28 protein-coding genes are annotated in these 26,368 nt (G+C 52.5%); 6 read left to right on the top strand and 22 right to left on the bottom strand.

The window, feature by feature from the left end; genetic code table 11:
- Positions 1-9: 9 nt before the first annotated feature.
- From LVJ88_RS07595 to LVJ88_RS07575, 4 genes are all read left to right on the top strand, one after another.
- Complete coding sequence (locus LVJ88_RS07595; RefSeq protein WP_085418678.1) at positions 10-462, top strand: hypothetical protein; 453 nt, start codon at positions 10-12, stop codon at positions 460-462.
- A 376-nt stretch (positions 463-838) separates the two neighbouring features.
- Entirely contained in the window at positions 839-2,692 is a 1,854-nt protein-coding gene (locus tag LVJ88_RS07585) for an RHS repeat-associated core domain-containing protein (RefSeq protein WP_244694135.1), read from the top strand.
- Positions 2,689-3,117 (top strand): SMI1/KNR4 family protein, encoded by a 429-nt coding sequence (locus tag LVJ88_RS07580; RefSeq protein ID WP_198941600.1) that lies wholly within the window; start codon positions 2,689-2,691, stop codon positions 3,115-3,117. The genes LVJ88_RS07585 and LVJ88_RS07580 overlap by 4 nt, the downstream gene beginning before the upstream one ends.
- 203 nt (positions 3,118-3,320) lie before the next feature.
- Positions 3,321-4,637, top strand: a complete 1,317-nt coding sequence (locus LVJ88_RS07575; protein WP_244694134.1) for an RHS repeat domain-containing protein — start codon at positions 3,321-3,323, stop codon at positions 4,635-4,637.
- Here LVJ88_RS07575 and LVJ88_RS07570 read toward each other — a convergent pair.
- The 15 genes from LVJ88_RS07570 to LVJ88_RS07500 form a co-directional block, all read right to left on the bottom strand.
- Positions 4,634-5,368, bottom strand: a complete 735-nt coding sequence (locus tag LVJ88_RS07570; RefSeq protein ID WP_244694133.1) for a hypothetical protein — start codon at positions 5,366-5,368, stop codon at positions 4,634-4,636. The genes LVJ88_RS07575 and LVJ88_RS07570 overlap by 4 nt on opposite strands.
- A gap of 508 nt (positions 5,369-5,876) precedes the next feature.
- Positions 5,877-6,713 carry a DNA adenine methylase gene (locus LVJ88_RS07565; RefSeq protein WP_233127514.1) on the bottom strand — a complete coding sequence of 279 codons (837 nt, stop codon included), beginning with the start codon at positions 6,711-6,713 and terminating at the stop codon, positions 5,877-5,879.
- A gap of 33 nt (positions 6,714-6,746) precedes the next feature.
- Positions 6,747-7,583 (bottom strand): DNA cytosine methyltransferase, encoded by an 837-nt coding sequence (locus LVJ88_RS07560; RefSeq protein WP_085417915.1) that lies wholly within the window; start codon positions 7,581-7,583, stop codon positions 6,747-6,749.
- A 71-nt stretch (positions 7,584-7,654) separates the two neighbouring features.
- Positions 7,655-7,768, bottom strand: a complete 114-nt coding sequence (locus LVJ88_RS07555) for a zinc finger domain-containing protein (protein ID WP_085417916.1) — start codon at positions 7,766-7,768, stop codon at positions 7,655-7,657.
- Positions 7,769-7,924: 156 nt separating this feature from the next.
- The gene (locus tag LVJ88_RS07550; RefSeq protein WP_085417917.1) at positions 7,925-8,275 is read right to left on the bottom strand and encodes a hypothetical protein; all 351 of its coding nucleotides are present in this window, start codon (positions 8,273-8,275) and stop codon (positions 7,925-7,927) included.
- Entirely contained in the window at positions 8,272-8,787 is a 516-nt protein-coding gene (locus tag LVJ88_RS07545; protein WP_085417918.1) for a hypothetical protein, read from the bottom strand. The genes LVJ88_RS07550 and LVJ88_RS07545 overlap by 4 nt, the downstream gene beginning before the upstream one ends.
- An 11-nt stretch (positions 8,788-8,798) precedes the next feature.
- On the bottom strand, positions 8,799-9,002 hold the full coding sequence (locus LVJ88_RS07540; RefSeq protein ID WP_085417919.1) for a hypothetical protein: 204 nt from the start codon (positions 9,000-9,002) through the stop codon (positions 8,799-8,801).
- On the bottom strand, positions 8,992-9,327 hold the full coding sequence (locus tag LVJ88_RS07535; RefSeq protein ID WP_085417920.1) for a hypothetical protein: 336 nt from the start codon (positions 9,325-9,327) through the stop codon (positions 8,992-8,994). The genes LVJ88_RS07540 and LVJ88_RS07535 overlap by 11 nt, the downstream gene beginning before the upstream one ends.
- A 49-nt stretch (positions 9,328-9,376) precedes the next feature.
- Positions 9,377-9,604 carry a hypothetical protein gene (locus tag LVJ88_RS07530; protein WP_085417921.1) on the bottom strand — a complete coding sequence of 76 codons (228 nt, stop codon included), beginning with the start codon at positions 9,602-9,604 and terminating at the stop codon, positions 9,377-9,379.
- A gap of 13 nt (positions 9,605-9,617) precedes the next feature.
- Positions 9,618-11,486: a hypothetical protein gene (locus LVJ88_RS07525; protein ID WP_233127506.1), complete on the bottom strand. Its 1,869-nt coding sequence runs from the start codon at positions 11,484-11,486 to the stop codon at positions 9,618-9,620.
- Between the two features lie 19 nt (positions 11,487-11,505).
- Entirely contained in the window at positions 11,506-11,802 is a 297-nt protein-coding gene (locus tag LVJ88_RS07520; RefSeq protein ID WP_085418007.1) for a hypothetical protein, read from the bottom strand.
- A 126-nt stretch (positions 11,803-11,928) separates the two neighbouring features.
- Positions 11,929-12,876 carry a hypothetical protein gene (locus tag LVJ88_RS07515; RefSeq protein WP_085417922.1) on the bottom strand — a complete coding sequence of 316 codons (948 nt, stop codon included), beginning with the start codon at positions 12,874-12,876 and terminating at the stop codon, positions 11,929-11,931.
- A gap of 201 nt (positions 12,877-13,077) precedes the next feature.
- Entirely contained in the window at positions 13,078-16,626 is a 3,549-nt protein-coding gene (locus tag LVJ88_RS07510) for a hypothetical protein (RefSeq protein ID WP_096777379.1), read from the bottom strand.
- Positions 16,627-16,640: 14 nt separating this feature from the next.
- The gene (locus LVJ88_RS07505; protein WP_085417923.1) at positions 16,641-17,051 is read right to left on the bottom strand and encodes a hypothetical protein; all 411 of its coding nucleotides are present in this window, start codon (positions 17,049-17,051) and stop codon (positions 16,641-16,643) included.
- Positions 17,052-17,147: 96 nt separating this feature from the next.
- The gene (locus LVJ88_RS07500) at positions 17,148-21,389 is read right to left on the bottom strand and encodes a phage tail tape measure protein (protein WP_085417924.1); all 4,242 of its coding nucleotides are present in this window, start codon (positions 21,387-21,389) and stop codon (positions 17,148-17,150) included.
- 94 nt (positions 21,390-21,483) lie between these two features.
- Between LVJ88_RS07500 and LVJ88_RS07495 the strand changes: the two genes are divergently transcribed.
- Together LVJ88_RS07495 and LVJ88_RS07490 are read left to right on the top strand one after the other, a co-directional pair.
- Positions 21,484-21,666: a hypothetical protein gene (locus tag LVJ88_RS07495; RefSeq protein WP_085417925.1), complete on the top strand. Its 183-nt coding sequence runs from the start codon at positions 21,484-21,486 to the stop codon at positions 21,664-21,666.
- Positions 21,663-21,812, top strand: a complete 150-nt coding sequence (locus tag LVJ88_RS07490) for a hypothetical protein (protein ID WP_158087930.1) — start codon at positions 21,663-21,665, stop codon at positions 21,810-21,812. The genes LVJ88_RS07495 and LVJ88_RS07490 overlap by 4 nt, the downstream gene beginning before the upstream one ends.
- Positions 21,813-21,870: 58 nt before the next feature.
- Here LVJ88_RS07490 and LVJ88_RS07485 read toward each other — a convergent pair whose 3' ends face one another.
- From LVJ88_RS07485 to LVJ88_RS07455, 7 genes are all read right to left on the bottom strand, one after another.
- Positions 21,871-22,635 carry a phage tail tube protein gene (locus tag LVJ88_RS07485; protein WP_233127507.1) on the bottom strand — a complete coding sequence of 255 codons (765 nt, stop codon included), beginning with the start codon at positions 22,633-22,635 and terminating at the stop codon, positions 21,871-21,873.
- Position 22,636: 1 nt separating this feature from the next.
- Positions 22,637-23,116 (bottom strand): phage tail terminator protein, encoded by a 480-nt coding sequence (locus LVJ88_RS07480; RefSeq protein ID WP_085417926.1) that lies wholly within the window; start codon positions 23,114-23,116, stop codon positions 22,637-22,639.
- 2 nt (positions 23,117-23,118) lie between these two features.
- Entirely contained in the window at positions 23,119-23,565 is a 447-nt protein-coding gene (locus tag LVJ88_RS07475) for a phage virion morphogenesis protein (RefSeq protein ID WP_085417927.1), read from the bottom strand.
- Positions 23,549-23,968 carry a DUF1320 domain-containing protein gene (locus tag LVJ88_RS07470; RefSeq protein ID WP_085417928.1) on the bottom strand — a complete coding sequence of 140 codons (420 nt, stop codon included), beginning with the start codon at positions 23,966-23,968 and terminating at the stop codon, positions 23,549-23,551. The genes LVJ88_RS07475 and LVJ88_RS07470 overlap by 17 nt, the downstream gene beginning before the upstream one ends.
- A 13-nt stretch (positions 23,969-23,981) precedes the next feature.
- The gene (locus LVJ88_RS07465; protein ID WP_085417929.1) at positions 23,982-24,968 is read right to left on the bottom strand and encodes a major capsid protein; all 987 of its coding nucleotides are present in this window, start codon (positions 24,966-24,968) and stop codon (positions 23,982-23,984) included.
- Positions 24,969-25,030: 62 nt separating this feature from the next.
- Positions 25,031-25,378: an oxaloacetate decarboxylase alpha chain gene (locus LVJ88_RS07460; RefSeq protein ID WP_233127508.1), complete on the bottom strand. Its 348-nt coding sequence runs from the start codon at positions 25,376-25,378 to the stop codon at positions 25,031-25,033.
- Entirely contained in the window at positions 25,371-26,330 is a 960-nt protein-coding gene (locus LVJ88_RS07455; RefSeq protein ID WP_085417930.1) for a hypothetical protein, read from the bottom strand. Before LVJ88_RS07455 ends, LVJ88_RS07460 begins: the two co-directional genes overlap by 8 nt.
- Positions 26,331-26,368 lie beyond the last annotated feature (38 nt).

The raw sequence follows: 26,368 nt of genomic DNA, 5'->3' as shown, positions 1-26,368 counted from the left end.
GGAGTAGCGATGTACCTGCAAAACCAAAATCCAGATTTAGCCAATGAAATTAATGAGCTAATTTGTTCATCAAATGATTTGACAGACATTGAAGATAAATTAGCTACCAAATTAAAAGCATGGGATTTAATTCCTGAACCTAAAACAAGTTGGGTTGAGCCAACTTCTTCCGTTGCCAACGGTATTTCTAGGGTTTATGAGAAAAAAGGTAATTACAAAACAGCATTGGATTGGATATTACTCTCACTCAAGGCTAGAGAAACAGAACCTGCTGCAAGTGTATTCTGCGATGCGGGTGTGATTTATTTCGAACTTGACGACATGGAAAATGCCTATAAATATTTTCAATTGGCTTATGATGAATTACGTTATCAACCATTTTCTTATCGAGACAAAAAATACTGGCAGTTTTATAAGCAACGGAAAGAAGAGTTAAATCCCAAGAAGAAAACGAAAAAGTAAGTTTATGCTTTAGACAGCATCAGGTAATTAAGATTGTCTGAACCTCGTTCTTTAACAACCCGAACCTATCAAATACCAAAATAAATACGGGTAAGATTGGTTACCTGTAATCATTTGCTTTTTCAGATGGCCTCGTTAAGTAACGTCATCTGAAAAAATTCTTGCTAACTCACTCATTACCCAAATCGACTACCACGACACTTTAAACCTGCCGGTTGCCGTCAACGATCCTGCCGGCAAAATCACCGGCTACGCCTACGATGCCGCCGGCCAACTGACCGAACAAACCGAATACGGCCTTTCAGACGGCCTCAAAGCCGACCGCCCCGAAATTTGGCACATCCACCGCTTCAAACGCAATATCCTCGGCCAGCTGGTGGAAAAAACCAGCCGCCGCATCGACGGCACCCCCGTTCCCGCCGAAGAAGGCAAACACTACCGCCGCACCCGCTTCGACTACGACCCGCTGACCGGCAATCTGGTTAAAGCCCGCAACCGCCACAGCAGCGTCGAACTCGTTTACGACGTACTCGACCGGCTCGTCAGCGAAACCACCGTCCACAACGGCCAAAGCGCAACGGTAGGCTATCAATACGACCCGCTCGGCAACCGTATTCAAACCGTTTTCCCCGACGGCCGCAGCATCAACTACCTCTACTACGGCAGCGGCCACCTGCACCAAATCAACCTCGACGGCGAAGTCATCAGCGACATCGAACGCGACCGGCTGCATCAGGAAATCCAAAGAACCCAAGGCGCTTTAACCAGCCGCTACGACTACGACCCGATGGGCCGTCTGAAACGCCAAACCGCCACCGCCAACCGCACTTTGCAGCACAACGGCAAACTCAATACCCTGGTCGGCGGTGCAGTGCGCCGAAGCTACCGCTACGACCAAGCCGGCAACCTGATTCAGACCGCCGACCAACGCAGCGGCGTATTGGATTACGTGTACGACAAACTCGGGCGGATTGAAAGCGCCGTCAACAAACAAACCGGCCACAGCGAAAAGTTCGCTTTCGACCCTGCGCACAATATCCTGTCGGATAAGGTTTCAGACGGCCTGAATACCCCCTCTCCCGCAGCGGCGGGGGAGGGTCGGGGAGGGGGCGGAGAGCGCAAGCGTAAAGGCCGCAACATCGGCAAAGGCAACCGCCTCGAAGCATACAACGGCAGCGAATACACCTACGATGCCTTGGGCAATATGATTTACCGCCAACTGCCCAATGGTGAAAGCCAGTTGTTCCAATACGACAGCGAAAACCAACTCGTACTGGCCGAGATTAAAAAGAACAGCGGCGAAAGCCAAACATGGGAATATGCCTACGACCCGTTCGGCAGACGCTTGAGCAAAGAACGAACCGACAAAGGTGCCCTAACCACCACGGATCCGAAACAAACCCATTTCGTATGGGACGGCAGCCGCCTGCTGCAAGAATATAACTACCGCGGCAGCTACAGCTATATTTACACCGACCAAGACAGCTACGAACCGCTGGCGCAAATCTTCGACAACGCCAAAGACGGCAAACAATACCTAAGCTACTTCCACACCGACCAAATCGGCATCCCGCGCGAAATGACCGATCAGCTCGGTAATCTGCTGTGGTACGGCGAATATACCGCTTGGGGCCGTCTGAAAACAGACGAGCGGGTGTATCAGCATGCGCACCAGCCGTTTAGATTGCAAAACCAGTATTGTGATGAAGAGACGGGGTTGCATTACAACTACTTCCGCTACTATGAGCCTGATTGTGGTCGGTTTGTGAATCAGGATCCGATTGGGTTGGCAGGCGGTAATAACCTTTATTGGTTTGCACCAAATGTCTTTAGCTGGTTGGACATACTTGGCTTAAATAGGAATCCTATATTATTTACAAGCTCCACAGGTTTAACTTTATCCGTTACAGGCTATACAGGATTGCAACATTTATCAGATTCTCAGGTAAAAAGTCTTGCTTTTTTAAATAGCCCTGAAAATAACAGGCCTTTTGGTAAATCTCCTGTTGATAAAAAAGGAAATACAATTATTCTTCATCATTATAGGCAACAAAGTGATGGGCCTATTATTGCTATGCCTGAACGATGTCATCGTGAAAATTCAAAAGCATTACATCCGCTAGGTAATAAGGGAGGTATTGATAATAGAGAGAAATTTAATCAGTGGAAGAGAGAGTTTTGGTATGACCAAGCATTAAAAGAATTATCAAGAAGAGGTATAAAATTATGAGAATAGAAATAATGAATTTATTACATGAATATTTTCGAGATAATCCAGATTTTAGAGGTTCTCCCGCTAAAAATGATGAAATTAAAAATGCTGAAAATATTTTAGATGTGAAATTTAATGATGATTATGTTGAGTTCATTAAAACTTTTGGAGGAGCATGTGTAGGAATAGACGTTCATGCTTTTGATAACCCTATAATTATTGGTAAAGAAACGGTTATTGAACTAACACAAGGGTTTCAAAAGCTTTTGAAGCTACATGGGAAGTCCATGAATAAATTTTATGCTATATCCGATGATGGCTCTGGAAACCCTATTATTATGAATGAAGAGGGTAAAATTGCTATCTATTATCATGATTCATCGGATTTTGAGATTTTATACGAATCATTTGAAGATATGCTAAAAGAGACATTATTGTCGTAATCAGTAAGTATTATAATTTAGTTGAAATAAAACAGAAAATCACTCAAGGCCGTCTGAAAAAAGTAGTTCAATATCAGAGAATCAACTTGCACTAAGCAAAACCGCCCAAAGAGATTTTATTGGCTTAAAAAAGCTATAATCGCCTTATTTTTCAGACGGTCAATTCGCCCCTTTTACCAATTTAATTCAAACCATTAACCGTCATGGCATCTTTCGGCAACACCATAGGCATTCTCATTCCCCAGCCTTCTGCGCCGGCCATGGTGTCCCAAGGCTCCGCCAATCCGCCCGAACCGCTGACCAATGCCGCCGGCCCCGTTGAAGTAATCGAGATGGTGGCCGATGTCGCTTCTACCGCTTTATCAATTGTTTCCCCCGATTCCGCCGTATCTGCGGCTGTTGATGTCGCTTCTACGGTGATTTCTTTAGCCTCAATGATTCCCGGTGTGCCGGGGCCGAAGCCGCCTACCAAAAAGACCGTGAGCGGTTTCAGTGGCGGCAGCGGTGCGGGGTTTGACGGCGGGTTGGTTACAGGTTCGGGAACCTGTATCTCATGTAAGGTCGCCGCAGCAGTCGGCCCTCCGGTTAATGCCGTTCTCGGTATCAAGATCTTGTTTGACGAAACCGAAGCGGATTTTGCATTTGACGGGCCGCTGCCATTTGTATGGCAACGCAGCTACTATTCCGACCAACTCGGTAACGGCTGGCTGGGGCAGGGCTGGTCGCTGCCTTTCTCGATGCGGTTGGAACGCCGCGCAAACGGCTTTCTTTATATTGACGAGCAAGGCCGGGAAATTCCGCTGCCGGATATTGATGACGAGCAAGACGAACCGCAATATGCCGACGATGATGAAGACGGTTTGGATATAGAAGATGCCGATCCGTTACCTGAATCTGCGGAAGAAGATCCCTACGGTTTGGAATCGGCTTATTTCGATCCTTACGAGCAAATCTATTTCTCGCAAATTTCAGACGGCCTCTACCAAATCGCCTCACCTGACGGCGGTGCCCGCTTATGGTTCGCCGAAGTCGACGAGGGCGACGGCATTTACCAGCTCATCGCCCAACTCAACCGCAACCATCACCACATCCGCCTTTGCTACGGCGACAACGGACTGCCGCACAGCGTTTACGACAGCAGCGGCAGGCAGTTCCAGCTACACTTCTCCTCCATCCGCCTAAACGACAGCGACGAAGTATTCGATGCCGCTGCCGAACACGGCGTATTTGTCGGCAAAGACGACAACCTTTACGTCAACCGCCTAACCTCGGTTACCTTCAACAGCCGAGAACTGGTGCGCTACGGCTACGACGGCTACGGCGATTTGACCGCCGTTTATGACCGCGACGGCAAACGTCTGCGCGGTTTCGCCTACCGCAACCATATCATGATCGAGCACAACCAGCCCGACGGGTTGGTATCGCGTTACGAATACAACTGCTACGGCACCATACATCTTGAAAAAACGGCTGGTAGGATTTCCTCCTTCCAGCCGCATATTTTGATTTATGGTATTTAAGATTCTTTCTGCAATTCAGCCAAAGTAATCCCTTCATTCTTCAACCGCCTTACCGTAGGCAGCTTGCCATTAAAATGCCGGGGCGGTTTCCGGCCGGTTGTTTTCAACCATTCACTTTCCATACGCTTCAGCAAACCGAATGCCTGCTGTCGCGCACCTGCGAAGCCTAATGTGCGGGAGAGTCTTTCGAACAACGCCAAATAATCTGCTTCCGACTTGCGAACCACCGCCCGTTTTATATCCGCTTCAAAATCGCTCATGCGCTGCCCGGTATACTGCCACGACCACCGGTAAGGTTTCAACGGTTTCTTGGGGCTGTCCGGTTTGCGTTCATTCGGCAGGCGCACCAGCTCATAACCGCTACTGTGAATCCGGGTATGGCGGTTGGTGACCATCTGCCATTGCTCACCTTTGGGCAAATCGCTGTTTTTATTGCGACGGTGCAGCAAAATAAACCGGACTTTATCCGGCTCCTTATCGTGACGGTAGCACAGCAATTTTGTGCTGCTTTTACCTTTCTGACGCGCACGGTAGCGTTGTTTGGGCGAGTGATGTAGGGGGAAGTTAACGGTAAATTTATCTACCAATACAGGCAGCTTTACCGTCGGCACTTCACCGCAGACGTAATACTCGTAGCCGTCCTCTACAGCATCGGCAATTCTCTGCATATAGATGGAACGGCAGGTAAAAATTAACAATCCGGTTTGGGTTTGGGTTTGGGATGGCATCATCTGCACTCCTCGACAAAATGTTATGGGGAGCCGGAGTGTTTTTTCCTCCGACCCATATAGTTTGTTCGGGCGCTATGCGCATCATTACCAAACCGGTTGGTCAACTTAGGCTATCTGTTCGTCAGCATCCTTTCTTTCGAGAAACCACTCAACAATAAACAATATCGGTATCCGATTCGAAATGCCTGGCCGCATTTCTCTCTTGTTACACCTGATCTTTTACTTTTTGTGTTTACCGTATTCAGTTGTGTTTTTATGTTGTGTTGCAGATATCATACGCCAAATTTTAAAATTTGGGTATGTAATCAACCCACTAGGATTATCAAGGGTTGGGGCTTTATTTTTAAGTCAGGTAGGGGCAGCAAATATAGAAGAGTCCGAGATAGGGAGCAAAGCCCCTATCTCGGTGTAAGGTCGCGCGCGTTTTGTCATTGGTTTGCATTTTTTTTGTCATGCACTGGTGGTAATCGAGCCGTGACAAAAGCAGCGCAATTTTCCGACATCCACACTAGAATTTAAAAACCATATTGTCTTCATATTTCGCCCTTGTAGAGACGCTTGCTGTGTAACTTACATGCTCCATCCCATCAAATACCGCCCAATCGTCAGGGCGGTATTCTTTTATGAAATCCAAATAATCCATAAACTCGCTGCGTGTGCTGCTGAAGAAGACAAAAGGCGGGCGAACCATGTGGATAAGACGCAAAAACTCAACCATGCCGAAGTAATTTTGGTTGGCATACATGCCTTGTAATGTTGATACATACGGGGGATCGAGTACGAGCAGGGTATCGGGCTGCGATGTATATTGGGGCAGCAGGGTTTGAAACGGCTGGGAAACAATCTCTAATCCTTTCAAATAGTATTCGGCATCGGGGTAATCGGTTTGTCGGATACAGTTATACATATTTTTGCCAAGAAACTCGGCCATTGTACCGGCCTGATTACTGCTGAACAGTAGCCAAGAACGCAGACAGCCCAAGTCTTTATAGCCGTCGAATGATTCGATGACATCAACGACCTTAGACTTAGTTGCTTTGTCGATATGTTTATCGCGCGGATAACTTGCCAATAATTCTGCAAGCTTCTTGCGCAGACGGTTTGTGTCGGGAATATGGCGCAAACGGTCGGCATAGCCGTCGAAATCGTTATAAATGACGCGGGCTGCTGGTTTAACGTGTTTGGCAACATGAGCCAGCAAACCACTACCGCCGAATGCATCCACTATCGTCCAACCGTCCCCGTCGGCAGGGATATGGTTTAGAACCTGTTTAAACTGCTTGATAAAGTTACGTTTTTGCCCGACAAACGGCAGAGGAGCTTTAGTGTAATGTGTCATAGACAGCAGGCGCTCGCGGCACTCTGCCTTTTTGATTAATCAAAATGTTTTGATGAGTTTTTCGGCGATCCAACGTGCGACTTGCGGACAGACGGCGTTTCCGGCAGCCCGAGCTTCCGCAAAGTTGGACGCATCCAATCCTTTGCGAAGCCCATTATCTGCAACCGTTCTGCCCCGCTCAACCATCTTACTCCGTCCGTCGGCGACAAGGCAGATATTGGCACCCGAGATGTCGATATTCGTCCCGCTGGGGAAGCCTGCAAGTAAAGTTGGGTGTGCGTCCGCCCACGGGCTACCCGCTGCCGCCTTGCCAGCCAGTCTGTCAGTTGGCCCGGCGTCAGCCATAAACTCAATGGGTGGCTGCTCTCCCAGTCCAGCGACCACGAATACGCGACGGCGTTTTGTGGGGACTCCGAAATAGCGAGCATCAAGCACTCGCCAGCATCCCACATACCCGCATTCGGCAAGGGACTGGATAACTGTTTGAAAGTCTTTGCCATCATTTGAATTGAGCAGCCCCGTGACGTTTTCAAGCACCACCCAGCGGGGCTTAAGCGTGTTGACAATATTGAGTGCGTCGAAGAACAGGCCGGTGCGCTCGCCCGCAAGTCCGCGGCGCTTGCCTGCGGTGCTGACATCTTGGCAGGGGAATCCGCCAATGATGACATCGGTGCGCCATAAGTCGGGCAAGCATGTCCTGACATCGGTAAACTGCTTTGCATGCGGGAATCTGTCGGCAAGCACGGCGCGGGGAATATCGGCGATTTCAACTTGCCATTCCGTTTTGAACCCTGCCTGCTCAAAACCGAGATCGAAGCCGCCGATGCCTGCAAATAGGCTGCCGACGGTTGGTCGTGAAGGTGCTTGTGCATCCATATTTTCCTTTCGCGTCGGCATTCTTGATGCTCTATTTTAAAATATGGCGCTCAAGGCACTCTGTTAACCAATTAATTGAAAGTATTGATTGTTTTACAGCGGTTACACTTAATTTGCACGCTACCGCTGCCTTTAGCCAACAGCTTTAAACAGCAGACGCAGCGTAATTGGCGATAATTAACCATGTCGCATTCACTCCGTTTAAGGTAAAATCTCCGCCGCCTAGCTAGGCAAGGCGGCCCTAGAAGTCAATGCAGGTTAGGTCTGCTTGGCTGGCGGGCAAGTGTTCCAGCACCTGCCCGTCGCCGCCCCTCATTAAAATCTCTAAATTACAATCCTCCTTATTTCACATATGCCCTAAACCACACGCCCCGAAGGTCGGCTGCGTAGTTGGTGGCAACATCGAAACTACTCTCTGTAATATTTTGAATATATTGAACTCTTGAACTAGACGAGACAATATCAAGCGTTATTTGTACACACGGCCGCCCTTGAAATGCCTTTGGCCAAGGGCAAGTAACAAACCGAGAATTAGCTAAAGGCTTGCCGCCGTTAAATTGCTCCAATTGCTGGCGGGTGTAATACCCTTCTTGAAATTCTTGGTAAGGCGGCACAGCACTGTTTTGTTTCAATTTCTCGAACTCATCGGCGATGCGGTCGCACAGACGCTCTATTTGTTGCTTAAGTGTCATTGCAGTGCCTGCTCAAAACGGGCGACAAAATCGGTATCGGTATCGCCTAAATTCAAAGTGGTTTCCACGGCGGTTTTCTGCTCGGGCGACAACACTTGAGATTCGTCGATACGCAAGCGCTTACCGATTTGCTCGGCCATTGCCGCCGCTCCGCTTTTATCTTCTTTAATATAGTTTCCTACCTCTTTCAGAGTATCGTAGGCTTCTTCTGCACCGTCTAAGATTTCGGTTTTAACTTCCTGTTTTACATCATTTTTAGCGGCATCAATCAGCTGTTGCGTTTTTTGACTGGAGTAAACGCTAGATTCAGACGCGGGCGCGTTGTCGTTAATGGCGGCATTTCCGCCTGATGAAGCGTTGTCGATTCGGGTTTTAAGCTCGTTGACCGCGCCCACCAAGCTGTCTTTATGCTCGGTCTGCAATGCCGATTTATGGCCGATGTCGCCCTTAATGCCCTTAAGCACTTCGCCGACTTTATCGATGAATTGATTAATACGTTCACTTAATTTCATATTTTTATCACTTATGACATGGCTAAAATCAGGCGGGCGACAAAATCGGGAGCCTCTTCTTCAGACGGCCTGAAACTTTGTAGCCACACGGTAAAGTCATCAAAGGTTTTGCCTTGGTTTTCGGGCTGGGCGAGCCAAACCTTATATAAATCGTCATCGAACCGCCGTTCGGCATGGGCAATATTGCCGCGGTAAACGCGGAAGTTAACCAGCATGGCTCGTCCCCTTGATGATTTCGACGGCTATATCCCCACTCATCTGCACAAGGCCGTCTGAAAGGCGGGTAAAGGCCACATCGGCAACATAAGCACCTTCTTTCAGCTTGGCCGACTGCTCGGCAGGCAGCGTCAACAACACGCGGTTTTGCTCGGGAAACACATCCACGGCAAAGGCTGCTGCCGCGTCATTGCCGAATTTCGGGCGGATACGGGCAAGGGTATTCACGCCATAAAGGGCGGAAATGCCGTAGTCGTCCAAAATATCTAACAGCAGCGTGATTTCCACGGTTTCGCCGCGCTTGTAGGTTAAAGGCTTGTTCATGGGGAAAGTTTACGTTTTCAGACGGCCTTATCAGAGTACAGGCCGTTCACTACACGGGAATATCGGTGATTTGCAAATCGGGAGCCTGCCCGAGAATCTTATTGGTACGCTTGTCGTAAAACACGCTCTGCCCGTTCGCCGCCTGACCGCTTAAAACGATGTTTCCGCCACCGTGCGCACGGGCGGCAAAGCTGCCGCCGCCCAAATCACCTGTGATTTTGGCAATACCGCGCTGCTCGCGGTTAAAAATGGCATTAAATTGCTCAAAAATGTTCATTTTTAAAATCGCCTTAATTATCCAAGTAGCGGTTAATAACTACCGTTTGCAATACACGCGGGGCTTCGTTTTCAATATCGACGGCCAGCGTCACACCCGTTACCACGCCTTGCCACGACCCCGCAGGCTCCTGTATCTGCCAAATCTGCCCCAATTGCGCCAACGGCAGGGCATATTTGTCGGATACGGGCAGGGTAACGGTTTCGGTTTTGTGCGTACCCGTATCGCTCAATGCCGCCACACCCGCCGCCTGAAGCACGGGGATGTCGGTATAAAGTGGCCCCGTAACGGCTGCGGCTCGCGGCTCACGGTTGCCCGTTTTGCGGTAAACGTCCGCCCCTTTGCCTTTGGCATGGTCGGCATACACAAATACACCGCCTGCCAGCGGTTTAACGCTGCGGCTGCCGCTGACACTCAAAATAACGGAGGCAGGAATGGAAACATCAGGCGACGCGGCAGATACTTCCCACGCGGGCTTTTTCCAGCGGGGCTTGATGTTGATTTCGGCATTTCCGGGGTGGCTTTCGACAAACGCCCCTGCCGCCTGCGCCAATTCCTGCAAAACCGCCATCGGCGTTTTATCGGTTGATGCGTAGATGCCGGCAGGAATCAGCCAATCGGCCGCCCGCCAGTCGGTTAATCTGATACCCGTGTTTTTCAACTGGGTGTCGGCAATTTGGCGCGCATAAATAGGCGCATCAAACACACCGCCTGCCTGTACGGCATAACTCTCGCCCAAACGGGCGGTAACGCTGCGGCCTGATACCGTGTAGCTTTTTTGGCCGAACGCACGGTTGTCTCGGTATTCCTCGGCCAATATGACAAAAAGCCCGCCATTAATATTGACGGCAATCACCGCTTCGCGGCCTTTTGCCCGATCATCCATACCCAGCCGGGCAAAATCATCAGGGGGCACCGTCACCGTACCCTGCCAACAATAACCGCCCATATCGGTGGTAAACGATGCCGATAACAGCGTGAGCGGGGTATCGTCAAACGATGCGGATACGGTATTGACTATCATATAAGCCTTTAATACGGGGGTTTTAAGTTCGGGATGACAGGTAAACGGTATCGGCATACTGCCGGAGCCATGCCCGATAACGCGGCGGCGGAAACGCAGCGGCATCTTATCGGGCGGCGGGCGCAAGCCGCATACATAAGTATTGTCGGGCGGTTGCGGCGGCATAGGCTCGGCGGGGATTTCGTACCACTCGCACGGCACGGGCAAGGCGGGCAGGCTTACCGATTTTCGGCAGGCTGCCGTTGGCGCGCGGGCGGAAACGTAAGCATCCAATGTAAACACCTTGCTTTCAGACGGCCTAAAATCATGCAGCCCGCACTTACGCAATGCTTCGGCCACGCCCGACGGTTGACGGTCACACCTTACCAAAGACGCCCCGCCCGACATATTTGCGCGGGTTTCGCGCCTCAAATCCGCCATGCCGCTGATATTGGCTGTGGCTTCGCCGGCATACAGCACGGCGGGGGCATACACGCTTTTTTGCTTGCGTTTCAGGGCTGCCATACCCTGCACCGCAGCCTGCATACAGGCGGCCACATCTACCGCATCCATATACACACCGGCATAATCCAACGCTACGGGCAGGCCACCTGAAAAACCGCCTTGCAGGGCCGCACGCATAGCAACGGGCGGCAACACAAAGCCGAACGATGCCGACACCATCGGCCGCACAGGGTCGCGCCACGGGTTATAACCGTAGTCACGGTCTTTATCAGGGGCAACCGAACCGCCGTCTTGCACGTCGCCCAACCGCCGTTTGAGCGGCAAAGGCAATGCCGCAACGTTACGGTCGGCAGCAATCGGCAAACCGAACGGCAACGGCAAGGCATCGGGGGAAGTGCTGCGGGTATCGCTCATGGTGTGTTATTCAGACGGCCTAGCCGCTTTCAGGCACAGCCGGGCGCACAAAATCATAGGCAACCGGCTCGTATTGTTTTTTATGGTCGAGGGCCAGCACCAAATAGTCGCGGTCAGGGTTAATGCGGTCGAGCAGATAAGTTCCGTCGGGTCGGCTCCACACCCCGCGCACTACCGCAAACGTTTCGCGCTCGAATAAGAGGATGCGCCGCTCGGCGGGCTGGCCTCCTACGGTCAAAATACCGTCGCCGCGCCCGGCAATAAAACCGCCGCCGTGAGTGCGGCCGTAGTGGTTTCCCGTTCGGGATTTGACCACACCAAATAAAGGCTGAGAATGGCGGGGACGGCTGTAAATAACAGCACGGCTCTTAACCGCCATCTTCACAGGCTGTTCATGACGCGGCCGCCTGTAAATAGCTATACGGGACTTAAACAGCATGGTTTAAATTTCCCATGCTGTAGAGTTGAGCAGGAAGCAATCCCGACCGACATACTGATCGTTGGTGTTGAATTTAATGAAACGGTCTCCGCTCTCATCTATATTGTCAAAGAATATAAGATCTGTCATATTGGAGAGGTTCTCCCTTATCATCATGATACCGCCGAGCAAGCCACGCAAATGATATCTGCTTGAGTTGTTGACGAATCTATATTCCACTATAAAAATCTCAAAAGCCGAGAAACCTTGTGATACGAAATCAGGGTAGGTTGCATTTCTATATGCCTGAGCAGCAGAAGCAAACGCACACGTTACATCGTGCCCCAGTTTGTCGGCAGAAACAGCGAGGGCACTCTGGTATCTGGGCATTTGGCTTGAGTTGGAAGCTACGATTTGGTCACCCACACCATAGAAAGCCGAAGTAAGGTATTTCGCATCGCTCAATTGATGTCCGCTTTTGAGCAAAATACAATTCTTGTTATCGGCAGGTGCAAGAGTGGAAAAATCACCGAAATAAATCATCTGCGAGCAGCTTTCTTTATATTGATATGCCGACCTTACCAGCAGGCAAAAGCCGCGTTCATGTCCTACCAACACCCACGGAGCATTTTGCGATTGGCTGTCAAACAATTTAACGAGTCCTTCGCCGAACTGATTTTCTCCGGTGTTTTTTGCCGACATCTCATGATAGCCTGTTACCACCGCCGCACGTTCGTATTGGTTATCAACAGAAATCCAACACTTGCTGGCTTTGTTGTGTTTGCTGCGGAAGGCAATATAGGTGCTGTCTTCATGAGCCGATTCCCAGCCCAGCGGCTGCTTGTCGCCATAGCCCGTTACCAAACAGGCTTTCAAAATGGTTTTCAGACTGCCCGCGGATGCGGTAAGCTGAGGCGCGCTCTCATCGGTCGATTGAAATAAAGTAACCGGCACACGTTCGGTTTTAAACATGGTTTAATCTGCCTTTTAAAATCGGTTTTAGATGCCCGATTTTCCCGCGCGCGCAATAGATTAAGTTGTCGACCCGCTTCATTCACAACAAAGGCCGCCTGAACATAATTTCAGACGGCCTTATTCGGAAAGCCCCCTGCCTTGTGAACCCGCCACGGGCGACGGCAAAGCAGGGGGAGTTGTTAAAGCGCATTATATACCTTACTCATCGATAACGGTATTACCGCGCAGGCAGGCGGAAAATCCGTCGCGCTCGGTCTGCTTAACCGTGGTCGGTTGCACCGCCCGCAGAATCCAAACAGGCGTCGGCGTGCCGTAGGTATTAAAGCGCACACAGTTGCCACTTCCCCAGCCGCCGCCGAATGCCAAGCGGTTGAGCGTGAAATACGGCTTGCCTGTGGCGGGGTTGACCGGAGCCAAATCGCCCAAAGTATCGCCCTTGGCAATCAAGCCCAGCCGCTCGCCGTACAGCTCGTATTGGGTGTCGCTGGTAAAGCGCAGCAGCCAACGCTCGGTAATCGCGCCGTTGCTGGTGAGCTTAATCGGGTAGTTTTTGACATCTAGTCGCGACAAAACGGGATTGCCGCGGATTTCGTCCGCCCAAACATTATCCCAAGCCTGCTGCGAAAACGGCTCGGTCGCCCGCACCAGCAAATCTCCGCCGATTAATGCACTGGATATATAGGTCGATTCTTTCGGATAATCTCGCCCTACGGGAAACTGCAATTTCAGACGGCCTGAAATATCCACACCCATCACACGGTTTTCCTCTTCCCACGCCTGTACCGCCGTGAGGGGGTAGGTGTAGTCCGACAAATCCAACGGCTCGGCAAACGTTATCGTGCCGGCAGCCAAATCATAGCTGTATTTATCGGCCAACACATGCTTGCCCTTGGCATCAACCAAACAAATGCGGTCGCTGTTTTGACGGTCAAGCTGCACGGTTTGATTACCCGTAAACGTGCTGCCCAAATCCTGTTTGATGCGGTTGCCGATCACAATCATATCGCCTTTGCGGTACACCGGCACACGGCCGTCAGACGGCAGGCGCACGGAATCAATGCCGATAATACTGGAATCCAGCGGGATATTGTCTTGGGTTACACAGTTGAAGCGCAGGGTGTCTGCATAAAACAATGCCCCGCCCTCAATACTGAAAAAACCTGTCTCATAGTGGATTTTGCCCTTAAGCTCGCCGTCAATCTCGCCCAAGGCATTTGACCGCCCCGTCAATGTCCGCACTTGGCCGTCTGCGCCTGTTTCCGTGGCATACACGGTAAAACTTTCGGGCTTGACCGGCGCAGCGGGGGTGCGCCCGACAAAATTACCGATTTTAGTATCCGGCTCCCCGACGATACCTGCAACAATTTTAATGGTGGCAAGGTTAATCGAAATATCGGACATCACAATCTCGCCGGTGCGCGTATTTATACTGCCGATAACATCGCCCGTGCCGGTTTGATGGCTCCAGTTTTTGTACAACTGGCCGCCGCGCTCGATGATTTTGGTTTCGCCCGCCGTAAAAGCCCATGTATCCGTAACCACGCGGCTGCCTGCATAACCGCCGCGCAGCACGTTGAAACTCATGGTCGGCACGGTTTCCGTGCGCTCCACCGCCCGCACCGTTTCAGACGGCATCACAGTAGCCGAAGCATAGGTAAAGTTGACGGTAAAACTATCCAACTCATACTCTTGGCCGCGGATATTGATTTTTTTAGCGCCGGAACCTATTTCGGCCAACGCATCCTGATAACCAAACGCACGAATTTTAAAGGCAGATGCAGGCAGCACAATAGAGCCGTCAGCATAATTGATACTGGTTCCCGCCAGCACTTTGCCGTTCATCATCAGGCTGCCTTGGCCGCTATCGCTTATTTCAGCCGTGAACGATTGGTTATCGTATTGATGGTCTGTTTTGTCATATTCGTAACGCCCGAACAAGCCGCCCTCGCCGATTTTGATACGGGTGCGCTGCGTGCCGGCAACAGATACCAACATCCGCACAAACATGTTCAGCGATCCCGGTGCGGTTTTTCCAACTGAAATGCGCAACGTATCCTGCATGCTGTCGCGTACCTCGGTTTTAACCGGCAAATCGGTGTACTCCTGCCAGTTGATACGCACGGTGGACGCATTAATACCCGACGATACCCACACACGGCCGGCATCGTAAAACACATCGCCTTCGGCGTGGCCGGTAAGCTTGCCGCCGCTGTTATCGGTAGCGGTTTTTTCTTCTCCGTCATTCCACGTCATACTCAAGGTACCGGGCTTGATTCGGCCCGCCGCCTGTTTGGGATATACCGCCCAACCTTCCACGCTTTTAGCAACGGAGTCCGTGCCCGCTTTATCGGCTTTAAATGTTTTGTAATCGGATTCAGGCGACCATGCAAAAACAAGGTTGGTACCGACATCGGGCAGGGTCGGCAACGACACCACCGCCGACCCAGTCGGCTCTACCGTGCCGCAAGGGTTGTTTTCGCCGTCGCGCAAAATGCCGTCGCCCATATCGCGCAGGGTGTACCACACACCCAAGCTCATAAACGATACGGTCAGGCTGCCCCGCAACGGCGCAGGCTGCAACAGCGGTGCCCATTGCGTACCTTGGTTGGTGTCTTTGATTTCGATATAGGTTGAGTTTCGGGCAGCAGTTTGCACCGCCCCCGGAACGGCGGTTACGGTTAAAGCAAAACTCGGCGGCATATCGGCAATCAGGCCGCGCTTGTAGTCGATGTTGACAATATTGCCGCCTTTTTTCAGACGGCCTTGAGCATCGTCTTGCCAGCCCTGTATTTTGACCGTACCCGGAATAACGGGATGCTCAAGCCAAATATTGCCGGATACCGCGCCCTCCGACTTAAACATGACACGCTCCGCCCCCGCAGGAACCCACGCTTCGGCCGCCACAGGATACTGGTCGGCATAAGGGGTTTCTACCGTGGATGTCGGCACCAGCTTTTCATAAATGCTGTCCACCCGCAGTTCCAGCGAGCCTTTATTCAGGGCTTCGGCCAACGGGCGCACCCCGTAGTAGGTCGCCGAATCGGCAACCTGCGTTTCCAGAATGGCCGTGCCGTTGCCCGCATAGCCTTCGACGGGGTAGGCGGTGCCGTTGTAGTCGTCTGATAAAGGGTTGTAAATCTCCATTTTCAGCACGCGCCGCTGGATTTCCTTTACCCCACCGCCCGGCAGCGGGATTTCAAATGTGCGCACCTCGTGTTCCAAATCGGCGATACGAAAATACTGATAGCGGATGATGTTTTTATTGCCCGATGTTTCGCGCATTTCCAAGCAGTAGCGTTCGCCCACTTTCGGCAGCGGAGCTTCTTCTCGCTGGTACGCCTGAATCATGCGGATGCCGGCCATGTGTCGACCAAGCAGGGTCATGCGGCTTTCCACGGTGGGTACGCTGTATGCTTCGATGCGGGGCATAATTTCGGCGCGGCTTTCGCCGTAGTTGCGGGCTTTAAACGCCAAAAACGACACATTATCTGCCTGCGGCGGCTCGGAAATGATAAAGTGCGCCCCGTAAAGCGGCTCCGCATCCGCCCGCAACACACCCGGATACAACAGGCGCGCATCAAAACTGCCCATCGTGCGGTCAACGTCGGATACCGGCGGAAAAATCTCGTTATCCTCGCCCGTTAACGGCGTTCCGACCATCAATCCGCCGCCGTCGGGCGTGTCGGTCAAGCGTTGGCTGGGGTAAATCTGCAAATCCTGCTGGGTTAATCGCGTGGTTTTTGTCATGTTTTAAAACCTGATTAAATCGTCATTAACAAAATGGCGGCAGTGTATTTGTCGCCGTCTGTTTCGGGGGTGGCGTATTGAACCGGCTCAATGCGGTTCATTGCCGCATCGTGCAACCTAAATGCCACGTCGAAGGTGCGCCCGTCGTAATGGGTCAGCTCCATTTCCAGCGCGGGCGTGTCGCTCCATTCTCTTAAGGTATGCAGATCGCCGCGCTTGAGCCACACCCAATCGCCGCCCAACGTAACCGGCCTGCCGTTGAGCTTAACGCCCTGCTGTATCACCAAGCCGCCCGACAGGGTACGCTGCGGCGCGGCCTGCGCCACTTTCGACCACTCAAATTCATCCATCCAACGCATATCCTGCGGCAGCCGGATAATCGCGCCGGTATCCTTGCGCTTTAGTTGCCAATAATCGTTTGCCATTTTATAAACTCCTCCAAGATATAATAAAAAAAGCCCCGCACGGGGCGGGGGATAAGGGCTTCACTTGGTCGGATTATCGGGATTTTTTCAGACGGCCTAACTCATACGCTGGAGTCCGGCTTGCAGTTGATTTAACAATTCCTGCCCGGCTTTTTCAACGACTTTGGCATCTCGGGCATTTAGGGCTGATTCAAGTTGTTTAATCACACTACTTGCAGCATCACCAAGCCCGTCAAGTTTGAGATTATCCAAATCTCCGAGATTCAAGCGGCTGCCGCCATCCTTGTTAATTGCCGCCGCTTCGCGCTGCCTTTGCTCTTCCTCGGCCTTTTCCCGCTGTCGCTGCTCTTTTTGACGGGCATATAGGGTTTCCTGCGCCTGCAACGCCCGCGCCCATTCACCCGCCACATCGCTTTGGCCGTTTTTGTCCGCTGCCTGCTGCTTGGCTCTCAATTCCGCCAATTTGCGCTGCTGCTGCAAGGCATAACCCGCTTCTTCGTCGCCGTTGATGGCAGCCAATTCCGCTTCAATCGACAAACGGGCATCCGTGGCTTCGTCTTTCAGCTGCACCAGCTTTTGACGTGCTGCTTCAATGGAGTTTTGCAGGTTGGCAAGGCCGGCCTTATCCAGCTTGCCCGCAGCCGCCCCCGCCGCGTTGGTCGCACGGATAAGATGGCCCATATTAACCGTGCCGTCTGAAATAGCGGCGTTTAATTCTTCCTGTGCGCGGTTGGCTTCTTTGATGCTGTTTAAAAATTGGTCGGCATAAGCACGCCAGCCTTTGCGCAAGAAGTGCGTGCCTTGCTCGGTCAGGCCGTGCAGCAGATTGTTATAGCGCACAAACTCTTCGCGCGTGAGTTTGACCACACCGTAGGTGCTGCTGATACCTTGATGCAGGGCGTTGACTTTTCGGGTTGCCGATTCAGATGCGCCGGCTACTTTACCCATGCCGTCGACAAGCTCTTTGTTGGATTTCCCCGCACCTTGCGCCGCCCGTGCATGATTATCGGCAGCTGCGGCCGCTTTGTTATGGGCATTAGCCGCCGTATCGCCCGCCTTGGCCGACTGCGCCTCCAGCTCGGCGGTGCGCTGTTTAACCTGCACCAATACCTGATCATATTGGGCGGCGGTAATCGTACCCGCCTCAAATGCGGCCTTAGCCTCTGCCGCTACGCGGCTTAAATCGGCGGCAGCGGCAGCCGTTTTGATGGATTGAGCCATCGCGTCATAAGCCGTTTTGGCTCCTGCCGCACCTTCTTTAGCCGCATCGTTCAGCCGCTGGATTTGCTCTTTTGTCAGCGCCGCAGCATCACCGCTCTTTTGCAACTGTGCGCGGAACGCCTCAAACTCGGCACGGCTTTGCAGTTTGCCCATCATCTGCTCAAAACCGTTGCGGATTAAACGGGCGTCTTCAATGCCTGCGTCCTTGGCCGCCGCCGATGCCGCCTGCCAGTCGGCAAACGCTTCTTTGGCTTTACTGCTGATTCCTGTTGTGGCGGCTTCGGCATCCACGCCTATTTTGGCAAAGGCTTCAGACACTTTAGCGGCAACATCGGGGGCTTTCTCGCCGATTTTGGCAATCTCTTCGGCAGTCAATCCGGCCTGCTTGCCCACGTCTTCCAAGCGTTTTCTCAGGGCTTCAACGGCTTCGGGGCTGTCCATTTTCGATAATGCAGCCTGAAAAATCCGCGCCATCTGCTCGCTGTCATGCCCGAACTGTACTGCTGCCTTGTCGAAAGCCGCCAAACCTTTCGCAGCTTCTTCGCTGATTCCGCTAGACACCTGCTCTGCGGTCAATCCCAAGTCTTTAAGCGCGTTTTTTGCTTCGGCAATCGCGCCGGTGTCAAATTTAAAGTCCGCGCCAGCTTTGTTTAACTCGGCGTTTAACTTTTCCATTTCCGCCCGCAAACCATCTGCCTGCGTAGCAAGTTGGACGTAAATTTCGCCGTTCCCCAAACCTTCCGATTGCAACACCTTCATGGACGCGGCTACCGCGTCATGTTCGGTTTTTAAACTGCGGTATTGTTGTTGCATCGCCGTGATGCGGGCAGATTCTGCCGCGGCCGCTTTGGCATCGGCTTCCGCCCGCTCCGCCTTAGCTTTGGCAGCTGCCTTCTCTGCTTCGGCTAACTCGCGGGCAGCTTGGGCAGACGTTTTAAAATGCTTGGATACGTCATCAAACGTGCGGTCGGTAAAAATGGCATCCACATAAGCCAAAGCCCGCCCCAATTCATCGCCGAGCGCGCGCACCGGCGTAAAGCTCTGATAAGCCCATTCGCCGACACTCGTACCCGTGCTTAATGCAATACCTATCCCCGCCGCCGCATGTGCTGCCTGCGCCAGCTTGTCTTTCAATCCTCCCGCCGCATTTTTTAAAATATCAAGATCACGGGCGGCGGTTTTACCCAATTCGGTATTTAATGCCGCAGCGGCGGCTTTTGCCGCCAACAGTTGCGTTGAAAATTTCTTGGTACCAACTTCGGCTTGCAGCATACTTCTAACCGATGTCGCGCCGGTTAAACGGGCAACAGTTCCCAACGCTTGCATACCCACGCGCAAACCTGCATACATAACCGCAAGCTGGGTCAAAACCGGGAACTGCTCAGCCACAGAACCCACCGTGTCAGCCACACGCGCGGCTCCCGAAGCAACGGCAGAAATGGCGGGCAACAGGGCCTCGCCAATAGTAGCGGCCGCCGCCTGAAAAGATGCTTTAGCCTGATTCAGACGGCCTTCCGCCGTATCCATTGCCGCCGCAAATTCGTTTTGCATCGCACCTAAAGTTTGCGCCTTGTCGGACACCAAACCCAAAGCTTTTTCGTACTCCCCGAGCGAGCCGACCAACAGCGCGATATCGTCGCTGTATTCCGCGCCGAACAAGTCGGAAAGCACCAAGGCACGGCTCTGTTTGTCGAGCTGTTGCAGTTTACCCAAAAACTCGCTTAGGGCTTTTTGCGGGTTGGCCGCAATATTTGCCGCCATATCATCCGCCGACAAGCCTATTTGACTTAAAGCCGTCTGAAAATCCTTGCCCTGCGATTGTGCAGTCTGCAATTTTTGCAGCAACGCATTGATGGCTGTTGCCGCCACCTCGGGCGGCTTACCTAAAGCAATAAACGCACCGGACAAAGCAGCCGCTTCTTCAGCTGCCAAACCAAACTGCTTGGCCGTACCGCCGATGCGGGTCATAGCTGCAATAATGTCTTTCTCGCGGGCGGCGGTATTGTTCCCCAAAGTGTTGACCGCATCGCCCAGCCGCTCCACTTCTTCAATCGGCAATTGGAATACGTTGGCAATGGTAGCCGCCGCATCGCCCGCCTCTTGAGCGGATATACCGAACGCCACCGACATTTTCGCCGCCATTTCGGTAAACTCGGGCAATCTGTCTAAAGCAACGCCCAACTGGCCGCCCTGTGCGGCAATTTCCGCCAACTGCTCGGGCACGACGCCCAACTCGCCCGCCATGCGTTTGATTTCGCCCGACAATTCCGCTATTTGCTCGGGCGTACCATCTACCACTTTTTTTACGCCCGCCATTGCAGATTCAAACTTGACCGCTTCTCGCCCCACATAAGCCAAGCCGCCGGCCTTGGTAACTACGCCCTGCAACTCGTCTGCGACATCCGCCAACGTCGGGCGCAGGTCGCTCAAGCTGCGTTCGATTTTATATACCTTGTCGCGTTGCAGTTCCGCCGCGCGCGCCAGTTCAGCATGGCTCAATGTGCCGCTGTTTTTTAGGGTTTCGTAAGCCTGCTTGGTTTTCTCTATCTCCTGCCGCGCTTTATCGTCTGTATCAAGCCCCAATTGGATACGGGCATCGGCAATAGCTTTGAGCTCCTGTGCCTCGGCGGCCAGCTTGTCCATTTTGACGGCTGCTGCCGATGCTTCCGTTGCCAGCCGCTGTTCGTCGGCCGCAAGTTTTTTAACCGACACGCCCGCCGCAGTCATGGCATTGCGGGAGTCGCGCACTTTTTCAGCAAGCTCGGTTTCTTTTTTTGCGAGCTTTTCCATTTCCGAACGCAGCTTTGCCACCGCCTCTTTTTGTTCGTCGGTTGCCCCGTCTTTCATGCTCTCGTGCAGCCCGTCAAGCAGGGTATCGGCGGCCTTCATGGCACGGCCCGTTTCTTCCAGCTCTTTTTCCAAAGCCTTGTACTGCTCGATTAATGCCTGCTGTTGCGACGTTTTCGTAAATGTTTCATGCAGTTTCTGCGCCTCTTCAGATAATTTGGCCGTATCCAGCCCTGCCGCTTGAATTTCGTCTGCCAGCGTCTTAATCTGTTCCGCGCCGTCCACACCCGCCGTAATGCGGATGCCGGCCTGAAGCTCTGCCGATGCCATATTGATAAACCTTTATATTTGCGTTATGCTAATCCGTAATTATTGATAAGAGACTGCACCGGACTACCGGACGTCGTTCATTACGGGAGATGTTATGGAATTATTATTGTTGCTGTTGTTTTGCGCGGGGCTACTGACCAATTCAGGCAGATACCGCCCGGCTGCCGCAAAAGGGGATAACCCTACATCTCTACTCGCCAAGCTGCCGCTTTATGCCGCTGCCGTTGTGGTCGGTTTTTTGATTTTCGCCGTTGCCGTGGCACTTTCAAACGCATGACAAAACAATCACAAAAAGGAAAAATGATGTTCAAATTAAAACAAGATGGCTGGGATGGAAATGAGGTAGCCCGCGACGGATACGACGACAATATCGCCCGTGAAGGCTGGGATGGATACATCAGCCGAGAAGGTTGGGATTTTTAAGCCACGCCATAACAAAAGGCCGTCTGAAAACAGACGGCCTTTATTATTGACATACGGATTAATTGCTAAAGCTGGAGAAGTAATAAGTTGATGTTTGCCCCTCGGACAGCACCGCCGTGCCTTTAAAGGCGGCTTCCGCGAAGTCGTCGCCGAACCAGTCGATATCGCCGTCGGCAGCCAACACAGCGTGCGGAATGTGTAATACGCCCGCCTCGCCGGTGATGCGGTTTTTGCCGTCAACCCAAATTTCCAAATCCAATCGGCTCAATGCGCCTGCGCTGATTTTGAAGCCGCCTGCGGCGCGGGTTTTGTAGCTTACTTTGATGTCTTCATCATCGTTCACGTTGTCGGCAGACGGGTCAATTTCAATCAAGCCGACATTGGCATTAAATACAACCTTTTCTGCCGCCACGTTTTGGTCGCTTTTGTTCTTGACCTTAATTGTGGACGGGTCGATGTTTTCGTGCGGCAACTTGTAGCCCTGACCTTTTTTGCCGATATGAATCACGGTATCGGTTACGGTTTCGGCGCGGGCGGCAATAACAGCGGCTTCGCCCATCAAGGCCATTGCCAAGTTTTCTTTATCAAAAGTATCGAGCTTTAAACCGACTTCGGTCGGTTTTTGGGTTACCAAGCTATCCAATGCTTGGCCGTAAGTGCCTTTGCGCTTGCTGGCGCGCTCTTTGCTTTCGGTAGATGATGCGGTGGTTAATGACGTGGTATTACCCACATCGTAAATGCCGCCATCGGCGATATTGCGGTTGCGTACTTTTACGTCGCCCTCAAAAATCAGGCCGTGATCGGCGGTGCGGTTGATAGGCATATCAGTCCTTTCTCAATTCAATGGCTACTGCGGTTTCAAACCGCATCGGGAAAAATGCAAAGCCTTCGTGGTAGGCAATGGGCAGGGCGGCGCGGGCGGCAAACGGCTCCAGCGTGAGCTTTTGGCCGTTGTCGCCGCAGGGGTCGAAACCCTGAAATGCCGACTTGATGGCGGTAATGGTTTCGCCTACGCCGTCCTCGCCGTATTGCAGGCGGTTCGGGTTGTATTGGCGTTTGGCCAAAATGAAGCTGAAGCTCAAACGCTCGCGCAACAAACCTTTGTTTCCGGCTGTCGTATCGGGTGTGAAGCCGTCGAACACCACATAAACCACACCGTCTTGCGGCTTGATTTTGCGGTCTGACGTTACCGCCTCTAAATCCGCAGCCTCTAAAACATCGCTCACGCCCGGCACTTGCTTCATTCGCTCCAAGATGGCGGGGTAGCAGGCGAGCATGTTTTGATACATCGGCAGTTTTGCCATAACTACTTGCTCCAAATGGTTTGCAGCCACTCACCCAACGATTCGCGGATGTCGCTGCGGTCTTGCTCGCTCAAACCAAAGATTGGGCGGGCGGGCATTTTGGCGGTTCCGGTTTGCAGATAGGCGGCATATACCCGGTCGGTGCCGACTTCAGCCATACTTTCGGTGGCGTGACTGGTGATGCTCCTCAACAAGTCGCCGCGGTCAACCAAAATCGAGCCGCGCGTTTTGCCGTTTTTGCCGGTTTTGGCATACAGCGTCCACAGCGATAAATCCGCCCACTTGCTGTCGTCGGGTGCGGTTTTGGTTTCAAAACGCTTGCGGGTGCTGTTTTCCAGCAGCGCAGCTACGGCATCCAAGGGCTGTTTTAAATCTCCGTTTAAACGGATATACAGCGTATTTAAATGCGCTTGCAGCTCGGGCAGATTGGTATCAACGGTTAATTTCATGCCATTGCTCCACCATGTTCGGCATCACGGCATACAGGCCGTCCGAAGCCTTGCCCGCAGGCCGGCTTGCATCCAAACCCAACAGACGCGGCTCCTTAACCAAGGATTTGAGCCATTCAATAGCCGCCTTATAGCGTTTTTCAACGATTTCAATATCGCCGTCTGCATGCAGGTAGTAGCGGGCAATGTCACACACCTTCAACACCAACACGCGGGGCGTTTCCACACCTTCGAGGCTTTTATAACCGGCGGCGGCCAGATAACTGCCCGCCTCGGCTTCCGCGTCTGCGATTGCCCGTTCCAATACTTCGACGTTTACGGTCTTGCCGTATTCATGGTCGGTAAGTGCGGCGATCTCCCTTTCGGAAAACCGCAAAATCATATCTTCACGGGTAATCAGCATTTCAGACGGCCTTTTAAACGGAAAGCGTTACCAGCAGCTCGGGGCGCAAGGCAATCGGCAGCGGGTTGGACTGCATGTGCAGGCTCCAGCCTTTGTCGTGGTCGAGCTTCTCGCGGCTGGCGTAATACGGCAGCGCGCGGGTGTTGACGGTCGCATTCATGTCGGCGGGCGCAAATGCCTCGGTGTACAGCTTGCGGCCCACCGGCAGCAAAATCGCTTGGTCGGCAGCGATTTTTGCACCTTTTGCGCCGAAGTCGCCGGTATATTGGATAAACTTGATGCCGTTGTGTTCAAACTCAATCGGGTTCAACGAGCCTTCACGATAGACTGCGCCATCGCGGTAACGCTCGTAGAGTGGCTTGATTTTGTCGTGGTATTTAAGTGCGGCTAAAAAGTCCAAACCGCACAAGGCTACCCAGCCCGTTACCATCGCGCCTTTCTGTTTGGCGCGCAGGCCGGCAATGGTTTTATCCATTAACTCGCCCACTTCGGTGGTTTTGGTGTCGAGTTTCCAATCCACGGTTTCGCGGGTTAGGCCGAACTCTTTATATAAGTCGTACAGCATGGTACCGTCGGCATCCAAAATCTTGCCCTGCAACGCACCCAGCATCAGGTGCTCGCGGGTGAATTCAAGATTGAGCTTGCCGTCAGCCATCTTGTCGTTAACCACGTTTTCCACGGTTTCGGCTTTGTCGGTGCCGAATGCGCGTAGGTTTTGCACATCGTCAGCACGGACGACGTCGTCTTCAGGCAAATGTGGGATCCGGAACGTTTTAATCACTCGGTCTTTAGGCGGTATAGCTTGACCGGATTCGCCGCGCTCTTTGCTTTGTACCAAACTCAGACGACCCTCTTGATACTCCACGTTGATATAAGTGGTGTGGAGGTATTGCGGCTCGAAAATGCCCAAGTCGCGGATTTGGGTAGGCGTGGCCGGCACTTTGTTGATGGCGGTGGTCAAAGCCTTAACGCCGTACTTGCTTTCACTTGATAAAGGCATGGATTTTCCTTTTTAAAATAAACATGGGTTAGGCCGTCTGAAACGGCCTGCACCGTTTGGGTTTAAGCGGCAGGCGTACCCTGATAGACGATGCCGTAGGGGTCGCCGTCTTTTTTCAGGCCGTCGAGATTGCCGCCCGTCGATGCCGCCGCGTTAACTGCCGTGGCAGCAACCAGCGACAAATCGATAATGCAGTTGTGCGGCTGCACCAGCACCTTGCCGTCTTGCTCGTCGGTCAACGCCAACAGCTTTTTACCGGTACGCAGCGGATAATCGACAAACGTGCCGATTTTAGTGCCTTTGGAAGCGGTTACCGCCTCGCGGGTAAGCGGCGTGGCTTCCCATTTCAGGAAATCGCCCATTACGCGGCCTAAAGTTTCGCTGGTGGCTTTCATTTTTGCGTCAGACATACGCACCTCCGTTCAAAGAACTTTTACCCGTCGCCACCGACAGCTTCACGCCGTCTGCCGGTTCGGCCTGATTGCCGGGCTGCGCATCGGACAGCAACGCCTCCGGCACCGGCGGCTTACCCGCGCCCGACAAGGCCGCCTCGGCGGGCTTCAGGTCGGCGATTACCGCTTCCGCGTCTTTCAAATCAGCGGAAAGCAGCAGTTTGTAGGTCGATTCACCCACGCCGCTAAACTTGCCGTCCGCTCCGGCTTTAAAACCGGCTGCCGACAACTTGGCATCAATCTGCGCTTTATGCGCGGAGAGTTTCAAATCGGCGTTTTCTTGCTCCAGCTTGGCTTTATCCGCTTTCAGCTGGTCAAATTCCGCCTTCTCTTCAGGTGTCATGCTCAAATGCTCCTGTTTGGGTTGATAATCAAATGCCCGCGGCTTGCCGTCTTCCGACAAAGCTACGGCGTGGGTATTGCCGTCGACGCCCACGGCGGTAAACGACACTTCGCGGATGGTGCAGTCGCGCATAATCAGCATAGGGCCTTGCACTTCATACCCGTTAACGCTGGTTTTCGCACCCGCGCTCAATTCTTCAACACGTGCCGACTGGACGTAAACCGACATCTCCCACGGGAAACCTTGGCCGGATTCTTCCGCCACGGCCCGCCCGTGTTCGTTGTTCAGTAAAGTGCCTTCCGCATACAGGCCGTCTGAAGTAACCGATAACTTACCCACGCCCGCGCGCTTGCTGCCTGCGTGGTCGATAAGAAAGGCGGTTTTGTCTTTGAGCTTGATGCCGTCGAAGTCGATAACCGTTTGCCACGAGCCCAAACCGAACGGGCGGCCGCTGTTGGCAATACCGGAAAACTTGCGCGGTTCCTCGCCCGACAAGGCTGCAATAGACACCTCGTCGGCGGAAGACAAGCGCAGATTTAAAGTTTGAGGGATGGTTTTCGTTTTCATGCCGCCATGATAGGGGCGGTTTGCGGAAAAACGGCTTG

It is taken from the genome of Neisseria dumasiana (genome assembly GCF_022870885.1).
Taxonomy (GTDB): Bacteria; Pseudomonadota; Gammaproteobacteria; order Burkholderiales; family Neisseriaceae; genus Neisseria; species Neisseria dumasiana.
The sequence above is the reverse complement of the archived record's forward strand: the minus strand, read 5'-3'. Positions and strand labels throughout refer to the sequence as shown.